At 45.5% G+C, this 15,229-nt stretch carries 10 protein-coding genes; 5 read left to right on the top strand and 5 right to left on the bottom strand.

Annotated elements, in window-relative coordinates; all coding sequences use genetic code 11:
* Positions 1-15 precede the first annotated feature (15 nt).
* Genes GmarT_RS15860 through rffA form a run of 4 tightly spaced genes read right to left on the bottom strand, consistent with a single transcriptional unit; the run spans position 16 to position 3,526 of the window.
* Positions 16-642, bottom strand: a complete 627-nt coding sequence (locus GmarT_RS15860; RefSeq protein WP_002648044.1) for a class I SAM-dependent methyltransferase — start codon at positions 640-642, stop codon at positions 16-18.
* Positions 639-1,589, bottom strand: a complete 951-nt coding sequence (locus GmarT_RS15855) for a glycosyltransferase family 2 protein (protein ID WP_044239325.1) — start codon at positions 1,587-1,589, stop codon at positions 639-641. Before GmarT_RS15855 ends, GmarT_RS15860 begins: the two co-directional genes overlap by 4 nt.
* Positions 1,589-2,284 (bottom strand): WbqC family protein, encoded by a 696-nt coding sequence (locus GmarT_RS15850; RefSeq protein ID WP_002648046.1) that lies wholly within the window; start codon positions 2,282-2,284, stop codon positions 1,589-1,591. Before GmarT_RS15850 ends, GmarT_RS15855 begins: the two co-directional genes overlap by 1 nt.
* A gap of 39 nt (positions 2,285-2,323) precedes the next feature.
* Complete coding sequence (gene rffA / locus GmarT_RS15845; protein ID WP_002648047.1) at positions 2,324-3,526, bottom strand: dTDP-4-amino-4,6-dideoxygalactose transaminase; 1,203 nt, start codon at positions 3,524-3,526, stop codon at positions 2,324-2,326.
* A gap of 1,036 nt (positions 3,527-4,562) precedes the next feature.
* Here rffA and GmarT_RS15840 point away from each other — a divergent pair.
* From GmarT_RS15840 to GmarT_RS15820, 5 genes are all read left to right on the top strand, one after another.
* Positions 4,563-6,212, top strand: a complete 1,650-nt coding sequence (locus tag GmarT_RS15840) for a glycosyltransferase family 39 protein (protein ID WP_002648048.1) — start codon at positions 4,563-4,565, stop codon at positions 6,210-6,212.
* Between the two features lie 93 nt (positions 6,213-6,305).
* Positions 6,306-7,955, top strand: coding sequence for a glycosyltransferase (locus GmarT_RS15835; protein WP_149302959.1), 1,650 nt, complete (start codon positions 6,306-6,308; stop codon positions 7,953-7,955).
* Between the two features lie 211 nt (positions 7,956-8,166).
* Positions 8,167-10,647, top strand: coding sequence for a tetratricopeptide repeat protein (locus tag GmarT_RS15830; protein ID WP_044235884.1), 2,481 nt, complete (start codon positions 8,167-8,169; stop codon positions 10,645-10,647).
* A 554-nt stretch (positions 10,648-11,201) separates the two neighbouring features.
* Positions 11,202-12,107 carry a YybH family protein gene (locus GmarT_RS15825; protein ID WP_157158881.1) on the top strand — a complete coding sequence of 302 codons (906 nt, stop codon included), beginning with the start codon at positions 11,202-11,204 and terminating at the stop codon, positions 12,105-12,107.
* 67 nt (positions 12,108-12,174) lie between these two features.
* The gene (locus tag GmarT_RS15820) at positions 12,175-13,608 is read left to right on the top strand and encodes a hypothetical protein (protein ID WP_187782295.1); all 1,434 of its coding nucleotides are present in this window, start codon (positions 12,175-12,177) and stop codon (positions 13,606-13,608) included.
* An 84-nt stretch (positions 13,609-13,692) separates the two neighbouring features.
* On the opposite strand, the gene GmarT_RS15815 is transcribed toward GmarT_RS15820, so the two are convergent.
* A complete protein-coding gene (locus tag GmarT_RS15815; RefSeq protein WP_002643506.1) occupies positions 13,693-15,177 on the bottom strand; it encodes a neutral/alkaline non-lysosomal ceramidase N-terminal domain-containing protein in 1,485 nt (494 codons plus the stop codon).
* Positions 15,178-15,229: the final 52 nt, after the last annotated feature.

Genomic DNA, 15,229 nt, shown 5'->3' with positions numbered 1-15,229 from the left:
CTCGAAAATGAATTATTATGTTCTTACTATGACCGTGAATTCATATAAATCGTAGTCATGCAAAATCGCTACATTTCTGGAAAAATTGGTTTTACAGTAATCAAACAGAAAGCACGGATCTCCGTAATACAAATCCGGACGCATCTTTTCCTCATCCGAATACTTTGTAAGAATGTTGAATGCAAACCCAAGGCGACTGAGGTTCGAAATATCCTCTAAAGTCGCAAGTAGATATGATTCCCAGTCACTCGTACTGGTATCCTGCTTTACGTTGAATATGCCACTGGCAACCGTATAATCTGATTCAGGCACCTTTGAGATCTGATCAGTAAAACTGATATGGTTGTTAACTATGCCAAATTTATTTCTGGCCTGGTTCAGCATAAGATCTGATATGTCATAACCGTAATACTGAAAAGAATAGTTCTGATTAATCAGGTACTCAGCAAGGGCTCCATAACCACAACCAAAATCGTTTATACTAAATTGCGAATGGTGGTTACAGATTTTGAGCAACTGGTCAAATCGTAGAAATTGTGATTCCTGCGAATTCCAGTCGACTCCCTGGGGAGAGATACCATGTGTTTTTATTTTCTGGCTGTAATATTGCTCCACGGATGCAGTGATATTTTTGAAATTCATGGATTATCATTGACCTCATCGCTGATAATTGCTGATTCATAGATGTCTTTAATGATCGTGTAAGGCCGTTGCTTTGTTTCAGAGAAAATCTTTGCCAGATAGATACCAATGATTCCGAGACAAAAAATTGTTAAGCCTCCTAAAAACCAGATTGAAACGATCAGTGAGGGCCATCCCGCCAGAAGCTCGTTAAAAAATGCTCTGCGGATGACTAATATCACAGCAGCGATACCTGCCAGGGATGAAATCAATATTCCCAGATAGAAAACAAAGATTAAGGGGGTGTTACTGAAGGATGTGATGGAATTCACCAGAATTGAAATCTTGCTGAAAATATTATAGCTGGAATTTCCTTTGAAGTGCTTCGTGACCACAATGGGCTGTTGTGAAAATCCTGTGATTGCCCAGAGACCTGCCAGAAATATTTCTCTGTCTTTATGTTCGATGAGTGCTTTAACGTATCGTTGGCTCATCAACCTGGCAGTAATCAGGTTCAGCGGGACAGGGTAACTCGAGATTAAATTGAAAAATCGGTAGAACAAATTCCCAGAGATCTGTTCTATAAAGTTCCCTTTTCTTGATTTTTGGACTCCATATACCACATCAACATCTGATTCATGAAACTGTTTATGAAATTCACCGAGTAATTCCGGTTCTTCTTCTAAATCTGAATCGATTAAAAATACCAGTTCCCCTCTGGCATGCATCAAACCGGTCATCATTGATTTATGATGTCCGAAATTTCGTGAAAGATCGATGACTCTGACATGTTGGTCATGTTGAAAAAGATTGAGAGCACGCTCCAGCGAATCGTCAGGTGAGCCGTCGTTAACAAAGATTATTTCATAGTCATTCGTCAGTTCTTGCGCCTGTATCGAAATTCTCTCATAAAATTCGATGAGATACGGGGAGGAATTATAGAGTGTTGTAACAATAGATAGTTGCATCATTGTCTGAAACTTTTCATGAATTTATATGCGTCCTTACCTTCATTAAATATTAAGTCGAGAATACTGACTCCATGTTCAAAGGGAGGGTAAAGCTGAGTATATTCAGGGTAATCCGTGTAGCTGAAATATTTGACCTGGATGTTTTCTCTCTCGAATAAGTTTCGAATAATATAGTCTTCTGCAGCAGGGCCAGAAAGATATTCTGTGGCTCCAGCCTGTTTGCATATCTCGACCAATCTTTCCGTTTTTCCGGAGACACTTTTATATTCTTTCGACCAGGATATTTGAGTCGAAATTCCCAAGAGGCGACAGATTTCAATCAGGAAATGATAGTTTATCATACTTAGACTGGTCTCTGACTGACCGAGATAGAGGTTCTGAAACAGGTCTTTAAATTCGTTGAAGAATCTACTTCGAGAGTAATTGTGGGTTATCGTTTTCCAGTGTTGTTCTCGCCAGGCATTGTCTCTGGTTTCTGTTTCAGAAATCTTTTGATAGTAATTTCCTTTGACTTTCACAGGGATTGTGAGCCAGAGTAGTCCCGTTGGCGATTTGATTTTATTCCGATTCCGCCAGTCTCTTTTAGTAAACTGCATGTCATCAAATAGAACGAACTCATCTACTGAATTAATTAAATCAAAGTATCCTTTCCATGGAATATAATTTGATTGAAGGATTGCAATCTTTTTCATGATTTATGGACTAATAAGAAAATCTCTAAATTGAAGCACTTATTCGACATTTCGAATATCAGCTACCTGAAATACCTGTTTTTCAGAGTTGACCTTTTGCAATGATAATTGCAGAAATTTATGAATTTCATCAACAACTCGCTGTTGCTCTTCGGTGGTGATCTCATAGAAAAAGGGAAGGCGTAAGAGGCAGTCTGCCGCCTGCTCTGTGACTGGCAGATCGCCGTGCTGGTAACCCCAGGTTTTTCCCATGGGGGAACTGTGCAGAGGAACAAAGTGAAAGACGGCGTGAATCTGTAGTTGCTTCAGGTGATTCAACAGGCCATCACGCAGAGTTTTGTTCGGGAGCAGGATGTAGAACATGTGATGATTGCTGAGACAGTCTTCGGGAACACAGGGGAGACGGAGTTGCTGATTTTTCTCCAGAGGCAGAAGACTATGCTGATAGTAATCAAAAATCTCTTTACGACGCTGATTGATTTCGTCAAACATTTCGAGTTGCGCATAAAGAAAGGCACAGTTGAGCTCGCTGAGGACGAATGAAGAACCAATATCACACCAGGTATATTTATCGACCTGTCCCTGGAAGAAGGCCTGCCGATTGGTGCCTTTGTCTCTGATGATGTGTGCCCGGTCAATCAGTTCTTCCGAATTCAGACAGAGAGCGCCGCCTTCCCCACAAATGAAGTTTTTCGTTTCATGAAAACTAAAACACCCTAACTGTCCCAGTGAACCCAGGTATTTCTGATTATATTGGGCGTTGACGCCCTGGGCGGCATCTTCAATGACTTTGAGATCATATTTTTCTGCAAGTGTTAAGATCAGGTCCATCTCACAACTGACACCTGCGTAATGGACGGGGACAATGGCTTTAGTTTTTTCGGTAATGGCCAATTCTACCAGACGTGCATCCAGATTCAGCGTGTCTGGTCTGATGTCTACAAACACGGGGACGGCACCGACTCTGACAAATGCATTCGCTGTCGACACAAACGTATAAGACGGCATTATGACTTCATCACCCGGTTGAATATCCAGCAGCATGGCGGACAGTTCCAGAGCCGCTGTACAGGAAGGGGTAAGCAGTATTTTCTTGATCCCGAAACGCTCTTCCATGATGCTTGTGCACCGTCGTGCAAACTCGCCATCACCGGAGATATTGCCGAGGGTGACGGCTTGCGCAATATAATGGAGTTCTTTCCCTGCAATAAACGGTCTATTGAACGGGATTAACGAGTTCATACAAAGTGTATCCGTTTGTTAACATCTGTAATGATGGCCTTACGAACCTGAGCGGGTCGCTGTATCAGGGGGCAGGATAATCTCTCTGAACTGCTCTAAAGCAGCAAGAATGGTACCAGAGAGAGAATCCGCGGGTATAAAAAGAAGTCTCTTATGCTACTGGTGACCGCTCTTAGCATGTCTTAACGCGAAGTGTAACTGGCAGCGTTCTATGGTGCTGCTATTTCTGTTTTATCTAACGCATCAGAGTTCTGTGGCGCCTGTCCAAAGATCGTCATGATGATCAGCAGTGTGAAGAATCGAGCAGCTTCGTGCAAAGTCTTGTCGTGACTGAAAAACAGGTCAACCAGGTCCAGATCCGTAACACGCGTTCGACAAAGTCACTATTTGATCGATAAAGACAGAGTCAGCCGATTATTGGCGACTCGCTCACTGGATTGATCTGGATTAAGAACGCGATAGCGATTCGCGGCGGTAAATATTAAAAACAATCGCTGAATTGTGCTTAAGTTATTTGATAATCAAACGATATGGTCCACGTGAGCTGGTCAGTGCGTCAGTTTGAGATTTTTCACGTCGCTGTCAGGTATTTTCTATCTGGTACTGATTTGACTTCGCGTTAAACCGTTTTTGAGTAATAACATAGCCTTAATATACCCTGAAATGCAGTAGTGGGTATAATAAATGCTTTACACAAAGTGGGTTGGTGTGGCAGAATCTAGTGAATGCGAGATCTGCCTTTGTTGTCTCGGAACTGATCGGTGCGAGATCGTACTTCCTAACAGCTTTACCGAAAGAACTGGGAAGCGAAACAGTGCCAAAAATCAATGCCACATAGCCTCTTATCCAAACGAGAAGATTCAGGAATGTGGGCCGGGACAGGTCTGGGTTTCAAGGTCTGATCAGAAGCTATCGTATCACTCGGTATCAGGCATGTATCCAGATCTTAAGCCAGGTCTGAGGTAGAAGTCAGACTGAATTTTAACTGCATTCAGAAGTGTCGAATTAATTGCTTGTAAGAGGGTCATGTAAGGAAATGGACATCGTTGTTGATGAAAGTATGACCGCTACCGATGCGAGCAAGTCTGTTACGGAACAGCAGCCGAATTCCAGTGAAAGAAATGTCAAATCTTCGTGGACGGTCTGGTTTCTGGTGACTGGAATTATAATCACAGGTCTCGTTTTCCGATTGATGCTGTTGGATGCATTTTTTCTTGACTTTGACGAGTCGATGCATTTTCAGGCAGCCCGGGAAGTAACACTGTATGATGCATGGGTTGCCAGTCGGGTTCATACTCACCCTCCACTGATATTTCTCTTCTATCATTACTGGATTGCTTTAGGCGATTCGGAAATGATACTCAGGTTGCCGTCGCTGTTATTCAGTCTTTCTGCGTTGTTCCTGGGGTTTCTGTGGATGCGAGAAATTCTGGGAGAGCGACCAGCATTAGCAGGACTTGCCTTTCTGGCTTTTTCAATGCCCATGATCCATCTTGGTGCATTAATGCGTGGATACACGCTGTTACTTACTTTTATTTTTGCAGCCCTGTATTTACAGGAGCGATTTTATCAAACAGGTTCATTGCGTGCGCTGGCAGGGAACTGCTGTTGTCTGATCCTGGCCATGCTGACTCACTACAGCGCCGCCTGGTTGATTCTGGCCCTGGGCTTAATGGGGATATTACGAATCGCGACAGGTACATTCACGAAGCGGATGTTTGCAGGCTGGGTGACCTCACAGTTCGCGTTACTTGGAGTCTGTCTGGCCCTTTACTTTGGGCATGTGCGCCAGTTTGTGAGAAGTGATACGCAGACAGCTCTGTGGGACTTCTGGCTGATTGACAGTGCGTTTGATCCAACCACCACCAATCCCGCTTATCTGGCGATGATGCGGGTTGTGGAATTTATTCAATACCTATCAGGTCCATTGTGGATTTTTATGACCGGTCTGGTAGTGACTGGTATTGTCATGTTGTTCAAGAAAGGGGCACAGGAAAATCTTTCAAAAAGGATCGCGATCGAGCGAGGAATGCTGGTTCTCCTGCCATTATTGGTAGCAATGCTGCTGTTTCATTTACGCATCTATCCCGTCGGACACACACGGCATTCGATATGGCTTGTGCCATTTGTGGCCTTGGGTCTGGCGGCAGGTACATGGCCGTTATTGAAATGTCCTGGTACTTTTCGAACGATTATTGCTGTGCTGTTCGTCTCCTTATGGATTTATACCTATGCCTATCCGAACGTTTGGAAGCTCAAAACCACGCAAACACCCCAAATGGCACGTAAGATGATTTCCATAATAGAGGAGACGGTGCCCGAAGGTGAGACGATCCTCATGGATGACAGCACACGAAATGTTCTGGAATACTATCTGGTAGGTCGAAGGGTGATGCACGGAAAATCTCTGGGAAGTGGATATATCGAGTACGAAATGGGGGGATACCGGATCATCACAATTCCTAAATTTCATTTTTATATGTACGACATCAAGGCAGCGTGGCCGAGCTTTCAACAGGTATTTGGCGCAGCCTCTACGAAACCACTCTGGGTGGTCTATATTGGATTTGAAACTCCAGCGAATGAAGTTTCAAAAATATTCAAACGATTTCCACCCGGAAAATTAATCAAACAAGTCAAGTATCTGGATAATCAGATTTTGCAGGTTCAGTTTCAGGGACCTTGAAACAAGGTCACTCGTGATTCAGCAGACTGAACTTTCAGATTTGCTGGATTTTATTAACGTTCAGAGTCTTGATACAGGTTCAATCGAAAGCCCATGTCACAAATTCAAGCATCACATAAATTTCTGGTATATGTTGTCGCCTATGAAGCGGAACAGCATTTGTACGATTTATTTGAGCGAATTCCTTACGAACTGTTCAATCGATCTGATTTCCATTTTCTGGTAAGTGATGATGCGTCTTCAGATAACGGTCCAATTGTGTTGAAAGAATGGTTGGAAGCACATGAAATCCACAACGTGACCATATTGAAAAATCGAGTCAATCAGGGATATGGCGGGAATCAGAAAATAGGTTTTCGTGTGGCCATTGATAACGGCTACAGTTGTTTGATTCTGCTGCATGGGGATGGTCAGTATTCTCCGGAATTGTTACCAGAGTTTGCGCGTGTCTGGAGTGAAAGTGAACCGGATGTGATTCTGGGGTCGCGTATGCATTCAGTGCAAAGTGCTCGCAAAGGTGGGATGCCCTACTATAAAGTTCTGGGCAACCGGATTCTGACAACTTATCAGAACCGCATGACTGGTTGGGAGTTGAGTGAATACCATACGGGTTATCGCGCTTATGCAACAAAATTTCTGGACAGTGTTCCCTTCGAAATCAATACCAATGAATTTCACTTTGACACAGAGATACTGCTGCAGGCAGCGCATGTGAATGCCAGTGTCAAGGAAATAAATATTCCAACATTTTATGGCGAAGAAGTCTGTCGCGTCTCCGGGTTCAAGTATGCGTGGAATGTATTTACCGCAACGCTGCAGTATAAAATGCATCAGCTAGGCATGTTGTGCTCTTTAAAATTACGGAATCTGTCACCTGGCCGGTATCGCGATAAGACCCAGGCTGACTACTCTTCACATGCACTGGCGTTACAGATTTTGGAGGAGAGGCAGTCAAAACAGGTTCTGGATATCGGCTGTGGTCCAGGTCATATTGCTGCCCGCTGTGAACAGGCAGGCATGCAGGTGACCGGGATTGATTGTGCTACACCACTACCCGGTACAATGTCCGATTTCCATATCGCAAATCTGGAACAGGACGAACTGCCCGTTTCAATTTGTAATTACGATACTGTGCTGCTGATGGACGTGATTGAGCACCTGGCAGATCCGGAAGAATTTTTACTGGGGATTCGAAATCAGGCTCATGATCGATTATCTGATGATACTGATAACGAAGCTGCTGAACCAGATCTTTCACAGATCGGCTCTGAGTATGATACCGGGTTCGATATTGAGCAGTCCGAAAGCAGAGAATTAGAGACGTCATTCCCTGTCTTTATCATTTCCACTCCCAACATCGCGTTTGCTGCTGTGCGAATGAATCTATTGCTCGGGCGATTTAACTATGCAGAACGGGGAATACTTGACATTACGCATAAAAGACTGTTTACGCGAAAATCTTTGCTGCAGATGTTAAGCGATTGTGGTTATGAGATTGAACGGGTTCGTGGAGTAGGAGTGCCATTTGCAGCTGTGATGGCAGGGCGAACCGGTAAATATCTCGGCTGGATTGCTGATCTTGGTGCAAAAATCTGGCCATCACTTTTTGCATTTCAATTGCTGGTTGAATGCCGTCCTCGTCCGGGAGTTAAGGACGTCCTGCGAAATGCGATTCGAATTCATGATCTGTCGCAGGTGGGGCACAACGAATCCGTTGAAACAGCAAAAACTGAAAATCAATAATCCCTTGTCTGATTTAGTGTTGAAAATATTGATTTCTGGATTTGATGATCCGACTGATCGCTAATCAGAATTTCTATATCTTATCTCCGTCTGTAATGGTTGAATCATGAAATGGGAGCGCTTTACAAAACAGATTCTTTCGCAAAAGCTGATTATGGCAATCGTAATTGTATTTGCCATACTTTGCAGTGCGCGTCTGACAGAAACATTAATGTATAATCCCGATAGTGCTGACTACGTGATTATGGCCCGGGGACTGATCAATGATTTTGAATACCGGCAAATATACTCCCCGGAAGAGCCTTACTTTACGTTACGCCCACCCGGGCTGTCACTCCTCCTGATTCCCGCTGCTTTAATTGCGCCTTACGATGTGATTATGGCAAAAGTAACCGTATTGATTACCGCTGTCTGTATGCTCGTTTTGTTCTACGGGCTGATGTGCCGATTGGAAATCTCGATTGCAGAATCGTCTCTCGAACAGACAGATCGCATCCATTGGCCTCAACTTCTGCTTACGTTCATCTTTGCTACGAATCCGTATGTACTGCTGTATTCCACGCTGATGATGTCCGAAGTACCATTTATCGCGTGTACCCTGGCGATTTTATACCTGATTGCCCGTGATTCTGAGATGATATCAAAGCGAAATCTGTTTCTGCTCACATGCCTGCTGATGTTTCTGCCGTTACTCAGGACCATTGGCATCAGTCTGGTGGTAGCGCTGGGGATCTGGTCCGTCACCAACCGCAAACGCTGGCCCTGTCTAATCAGTGTATTCTGTTCCCTGGCAGTAACAGGGGCCTGGATGATCCGCAACAGTGCCCATCAATCAGTAAGTTATTCCTCCGTGTTGGCCAATGAATTCGAAAAGGTTGGAGTCCTGGGAATGCTGGTAAGCATGGTCAATCGTGTATTGGCTCACTTCGTGGGACTATGTCAGAAATTATTCCCCGGAATGCCAGGAGAATTTCCGGAATACGAACGTCTGGTATTGAATGAGAACTATGTACTTCCGGGTTCACAGTTATTGTATTTACTGGCGAGTCTGATTCTCATTTCTCTAGCTGTGTATGGAATGTTGAAGAGATGGGACAGAGGGGGGGCAGTCAGTTTTTACTATCTGCTGCTTACTTTCATGATGCTTGCGGTCTGGCCGTGGTTACAGTTGCGGTTTACATTACCTCTAATACCTGTTCTCCTGGCATTCCTGCCATCTGGAATGAAGGCATTGGGATCCAGTGCAAAACCGTTCGCTGTTCAAGGAAAACGAGTACTGGCTGGGGCTCTGGTTTTTGGGTGTGTCATTATGGGAATTACACAGATCAGAACTGATCTGAGGCTGATTTATGCGAATCAGAAAATGATATCAATGGGTGAGTCGTTTTATGAGACGGAGTTCCCCGGGGCCAATTTTTCTAATTTCGTGGCAGCCGGTAACTGGATTCAGAAAAATTCAGAACCGACCGACCGGGTTATGACCAGACGAGCTGATGCAGCTATCAGTGCACATCGCTATCAGCAGGCAGCGTATCTGGAGAAGTTGAGTATAGAACAGCTTCATCAGCAGATTCAATCTTTCTCAGCGAAATACCTCGTGTGTTATAGCCGAAACTACGTCGGCGCATTTAAATGGTATTTACTTGATTCTGATCCGGTTTATCGGCTGACCCCCGTTTATTCACAGCGGGGGGTGATGGTGATAGAAGTGCAGCCAAATTATGAAGGAACAGTCCGTCATCAATACTGGCGTGCAGAGGAATCAATGGAAATTGCCCGACGGGCATATGAGAAAAACCCCGATCAACTCTCCTGCCAGATCGGTTATCTTGAACAATTACAGGCGGTGCAGAAATTTGATGAAGCAATCCAACTGATTCAGGAACTTCAGAAAAAACAGATTGAGGATATCCGTGTTGTTTGCCTGCTGGGTTGGTCCTATGTTGGGGTGAAGGAGTACGAATCGGCATTGGTAGAATTTAAAAGAGCTTCGTTAATGCCTAATTCAAAACTGCATCGAAACAATATCCAGCGGGGCTATGACCATGCTCAGAATATGTTGAAACAGAAAGCCGGTCCAGATGAAATAGAGGAAGAGAATGGGCCCGCGAAAATGCTTCTGATCGCTGAGAATTACTGGAGACTGGCGCGTTATGAGCATGCGATGAAATATGTGCAGAAAGTGCTTGATTCGCAGGACGCAACGAAACAGGACAGGGATACTGCTCGTGTATTAGAGGCACGCCTGCATTTGCTGAATGGTCATCCTGAACAGGCTCTGGCAGCGTTAAAAAACATCAGTGATCCCGAAAATGAAGCGACAGTGACTTTGCAGACACTGATTGAACAGGAACAGTATTTCAACAAATTCTTTAAAGGGCAGAGCAGGTCAGAAGAGTTTCAGAATCAACAGCTGGATTCTGAAACTCGAGATTCCATACTGAAACTGGCCGCAATATATGAATCAGAGGGAGTTCCCGGGAAGGCGCTCAGGCTGCTGGAACGAGCACATGCACTGGATCCAGACCAGGTAGAAATCCGAAAGCAACTCGCAAAATATCAGTTGTTCTATAATATGCTATCCCAGGCAGAAGAGAACTATCTGGTCCTGCAGCAACAGTCTCCCGATGATCAGGATGTCCAGGACAGCCTCAGTAAAATCGAGCAGCTCAAAATTACTCCACGTTTCTGATCAAATTGGATCGCAATATTCCAATCATTTAAAAACATCAGAAAATCGATCTGGATTTGCAGGCAGCACCCGCAACTGAGTCATCGTCCGGAGCAGGGAAGTCCCAATCGCTGAAGCCTGCACTTTACTCAGTCTCATGCATGAAACAGCAGTGATGTGATTCAGAGAATTTCAACTCTGATATTTTGATAAAACCCGCGTTTTGCAGGAAATCAATTCTGGCGAAACTGTTTCAATTATGCGAAACTGAAACAATCGGGGCAATTTCAATTCTTCTCTCAATGCTGAGTTCTCTCTTCTGTTTCCGGAGCCATTCCATTACAGGCTGATTTACATCATTGTGAGGGGAATGGTGCGACTGCTTTCAGACTGTCCCATAGTCGTATGGGGATGTTTCAGACTTTACATAATCAAAGATTACTGTAACGTTTTGTGTGTCATTTAGGAGAAGATTCGCACTGGAGATGAATGCTACCCGCTAAAGTTGTTCGGCAATGAGTTCCGGGAATCATCCCGCGGATTTCTATAAGAAAACTGTAGAATATGGAGATACGATGATGCGTCAAATGAAATTACTGTTGCTGTGTTTGTTCTGGGGAGGTGTGACAGTTTCTGCTGCAGAGACTGATTCCGATACTCCCACTCCCTCTGCAGACGAGACTGCGGTTCGCGCAGCCATTGATTCTTACAAAACCGCCTTTGACAAAGGGGATGCCAAAGCTGTTGCCGCTCACTGGACTTCTACTGGCGAATTTGTGACTCCAGGAGGCGAAACTTTAACCGGACATGATGCCCTGGAAAAAAGCTTTACTGAGTATTTCAAAGCAACTCCCAATGTAAAGATTGAGCTGGATAGTGTAGGAATTCAGTTTATTTCTCCCGGTGTTGCCATTGAGGAAGGGGTTGCCCGCGTCGTGGCTCCAGAGCAGGAACCGGATGTAACAGAATACACGGCGGTGCATGTGAAAACCCCTGCAGGATGGAAGCTGGATAGTGTCAAAGAAACGAAAGTCATTGTACCTCAAACACATTATGAACAGCTGAAGTCCCTGGAGTGGATGATTGGTACGTGGGTTGATACCAGCGATGACTCGACAATAGAAACCGTCTGCCGCTGGACGAAAAACAAAAATTTCATCACGCGTTCATTCAAAGTCCATATTGAAGATCGAGTGGAGATGGAAGGAACCCAGGTCATTGGCTGGGATCCGGATAAACAGACGATTCGTTCCTGGTTATTCGATTCAGAAGGTGGTTTCGGGGTTGGCATGTGGACACAAAAGGAAAACCAGTGGACGATACGCACACTGCAGGTACTGGCAAACGGTGAAAAAGCCTCTGGAATCAATATTATAACTAAGGTGGATGATAATACGTTTAAATTCCGTTCCCTCGGGCGTGAAGTCGATGGGGTCCTGCTTCCCGGAGTCGAAGAAATTACTGTGGTGCGTCAGCCGTAAAGAAAAAGAATGCGACAGTACGCGTCATAGCGATCAATCTTATATGTTTTTAAAAGGTGAGACTAATATGAAAACTCCCTGCATTGCAATACTTGTGGGAATGCTTTCCCTCTCTCTGATATCTGAAGATATTTACGCCCGTGGCGGCCGCGGAGGCGGTGGAGGCGCTCGAGGTGGTGGAGGTGGCGGCCGTAGTTTTAGCGGCGGTGGAGGCGGTGGTCGCAGCCCTTCGATGAGCAGACCCTCCGTATCCAGACCAACCAGTCGGCCCAGTGGGGGAAATCGACCGAATTTCAATAACCGACCCTCTGGTGGAAACCGTCCGAATCTCAACAATCGTCCCAGTGGCAATAACCGCCCCAACGCTGGAAACAGGCCAAGTGGCGGTAATCGTCCGAATATTGGGAATCGGCCGGGGAGTGGTAATCGACCCGATTTTGGAAGTCGACCCAGCCAGGGGCAGCTTCAGGACTTCCTCCATCTACCAGGTAATGGCAACTCAGGTAACCGTCCCGGTAGCGGCAATCGTCCTGAGATCGGTAATGGTTCTAATATTGTGAACCGACCCGGCAGTGGAAATCGACCGGAGATTGGGAATCGGCCTGGAAACGGAAATCGACCGGATATCGTTAACCGTCCCGGGAATGGCAATCGACCTGGAAATGGTAACCGACCCGATATCGTTAATCGTCCCGGTAGTGGAGATCGTAATAATATCAATATCGGAAATAATCGAGGTCCCGGTAAAAATAATATTTCGATCAATCAGATCAACAAAAATAATGTCCGGGTTGGTAATAATGTTAGAAATAACTGGAATGGACGACACGTGAATGCGTTCAACCGTTCGTGGTGGTCGAATCGTCCCGGCTGGAACAGCCCTGCCTGGCGCTACCAGCATGGCTGGGGGCGTTATCCTGCAGGTTACTGGTGGCGACCTGTGACTGCGGTTGCTTTAACAGGCTGGTTCACAGGCTGGTGGAACACCCCTTCCTACTATGATTATGGTGAAAATATTTACTACCAGGATAACTCGGTCTATTATGGAGATCAGCCAGTCGCGACTGCAGATGAATATTATCAGCAGGCAGTGGCTCTGGCAGACTCGGTTCCGAAAGATACTTCAGATACTTCAGATACTTCAGAAGATCAGACAGAGTGGATGCCTCTGGGAGTGTATGCTATCACAAATGCGGATTCCGAAGATACCAATATGGTTTTGCAGTTGGCCGTCAATAAGGAAGGCGTGATTGCCGGCACCTTCTATAATGATATCACACAGGTGTCTCACCCCGTAGAGGGAATGGTTGAGAAGGAGAATCAAAGGGCATCCTGGCGTTTCTCAGACGGTTCCAATCCCGACCTGGTGATGGAGACAGGGATCTACAATCTGACGAAAGATCAGACTGATGTTCTGGTCCACTTTAATGCAGAAAAGACACAGACCTGGATGCTTGTGCGTCTGCCAGAGCCGGAAGGCGATGGTGATAAAACTAACTGATTGAGTTTTATCGACTGCATCAAAGGATAGATACGGATGATCTGAGCTGTTTCAGATCATCCGTTTTTTATTGTCAATTACCAGTTACTTGACCTGTGTTGAGAGCTGCCTGTCTTTAAGCGATTGAAAAAGGTCCAGCAATGTTGATACGATTTTTGTGGATGCATCCTTTTCGACATAATTGGTTCCCAACCAGGTTTCATAACCACCCCAGCGATGTTGTTCTGGAGTTGGTAAATAACCGAAGGAGCCATTTGCCAGTTCGATCGTGAATGTTTCCGCGAAAGGACTGCGTTCTTTGAGTTCCAGACCTGTTTCCGTAAACGTTTCGAACGGAATCGCAGCGATGCCAAGATCACCAATTCGAATGACCTGCAGGGGGATCTTAATTTCATCCGGAGCATCTTTCAGGCCGGCAATTCGTTCTGCATAAATTTCTTCCCGTGAGTGTCGCGTGCGTGTCTTGTCTTTGGGAGCGGACATCACTTTGGCAAAATGTTCCTGCATTTCGGGAGTCGGTTTTCTGAGCTTCAGAGGCAAACTGGCGGTGGTTGCGGCAAGGGGCACCCAGTCATGAAATTTGATATGGGCATGTGCTTCCTGAACCCGGCTGGCCACCTTTTCAGCAACTTCCTGCATTTTTTCATACTTTTTGTAGCGACGTCCGTTTTTCTGAGTAAAGTTGATGTTGTTGACATCTCCACTGGTTCCATTGGATAAAATTCCGACAAACGGCGGGTGTTGATTTTCCGCATTCAGCTTTTTAGTGATGATCCGGGCAAAGTAACCAAAATAATCGGCTGAAACTTCTCCCGATCGCACTCCCCCCACATAATGCAGTGAATAATTGGCGAGTAAAGCGATGGGACGCTGATCCAGACTTTGAATTGAGATAAAGCTGATTTCCGGGTCTGTAGGGCCCGCTGGGCGATCCAGTGATTTATGAGCCCGCGGGGGATTCATCCTTACCCGATCGATGCCTCCAAACGGATTGGTCAGAAGGCTCGTATCATTCACAAACCAGCGGCGATTGTGAAGTTCCGATGGTTCCTCTGCCTTGCCCCAGCCAATCCGTGCCGGTTCCAGTTGAAATAGAGCGCGCCGAATACTATCGGAAATTCGGTTTGCCAGAAACTTCTGGTATTCAGTGAACTCAGTCTCTCGAATGACCTTGGAAGGCCCTCGCGCGGTGGTAGCAGAATGCGTGTGCGTTGAAGCCAGCAGTATGTGAGATTTGGGAATTCCGGTGGCTTTGTGTGCCTGATCTTTAGCCAGGTCAAAAACGGATTCCGGGATACCGACATTATCGCATAAAACGATGGCCAACCGGGTTTGACCATCATCAAGAACGATGCTTCGTGCGTGCAACTCATCATGGACCTGGGTGGCCGGGATTGGTTTCCAGCCCCCGACGATCAGTTGCCCCAGCGGAGGAGTGATATTACTGGTTGCTGCGCCTGCTTTAAAAACAGCCTGTTTTTCAGCAGCGAAACCGGATGCCGCAGTTGTCAACCAGAATAAGGAAATCAGTATGATGAATGAATTGTGTTTTAAATTAGGTCTGGTCATGAGGCGTCTTTCACAGAAACAGGAAATACTTATGAGTGGTTTTCACTCTGTG

Origin of the sequence: Gimesia maris, assembly GCF_008298035.1 — a bacterium.
Classification (GTDB): domain Bacteria; phylum Planctomycetota; class Planctomycetia; order Planctomycetales; family Planctomycetaceae; genus Gimesia; species Gimesia maris.
The sequence above is the reverse complement of the archived record's forward strand: the minus strand, read 5'-3'. Positions and strand labels throughout refer to the sequence as shown.

Bases quoted from the DNA above. Each gene is read 5' to 3' on its own strand.
- GmarT_RS15860 (WP_002648044.1), bottom strand. From the start codon at position 642: ATGAATTTCAAAAATATCACTGCATCCGTGGAGCAATATTACAGCCAG.
- GmarT_RS15855 (WP_044239325.1), bottom strand. From the start codon at position 1,589: ATGCAACTATCTATTGTTACAACACTCTATAATTCCTCCCCGTATCTC.
- GmarT_RS15850 (WP_002648046.1), bottom strand. From the start codon at position 2,284: ATGAAAAAGATTGCAATCCTTCAATCAAATTATATTCCATGGAAAGGA.
- rffA (WP_002648047.1), bottom strand. From the start codon at position 3,526: ATGAACTCGTTAATCCCGTTCAATAGACCGTTTATTGCAGGGAAAGAA.
- GmarT_RS15840 (WP_002648048.1), top strand. From the start codon at position 4,563: ATGGACATCGTTGTTGATGAAAGTATGACCGCTACCGATGCGAGCAAG.
- GmarT_RS15835 (WP_149302959.1), top strand. From the start codon at position 6,306: ATGTCACAAATTCAAGCATCACATAAATTTCTGGTATATGTTGTCGCC.
- GmarT_RS15830 (WP_044235884.1), top strand. From the start codon at position 8,167: ATGTATAATCCCGATAGTGCTGACTACGTGATTATGGCCCGGGGACTG.
- GmarT_RS15825 (WP_157158881.1), top strand. From the start codon at position 11,202: ATGATGCGTCAAATGAAATTACTGTTGCTGTGTTTGTTCTGGGGAGGT.
- GmarT_RS15820 (WP_187782295.1), top strand. From the start codon at position 12,175: ATGAAAACTCCCTGCATTGCAATACTTGTGGGAATGCTTTCCCTCTCT.
- GmarT_RS15815 (WP_002643506.1), bottom strand. From the start codon at position 15,177: ATGACCAGACCTAATTTAAAACACAATTCATTCATCATACTGATTTCC.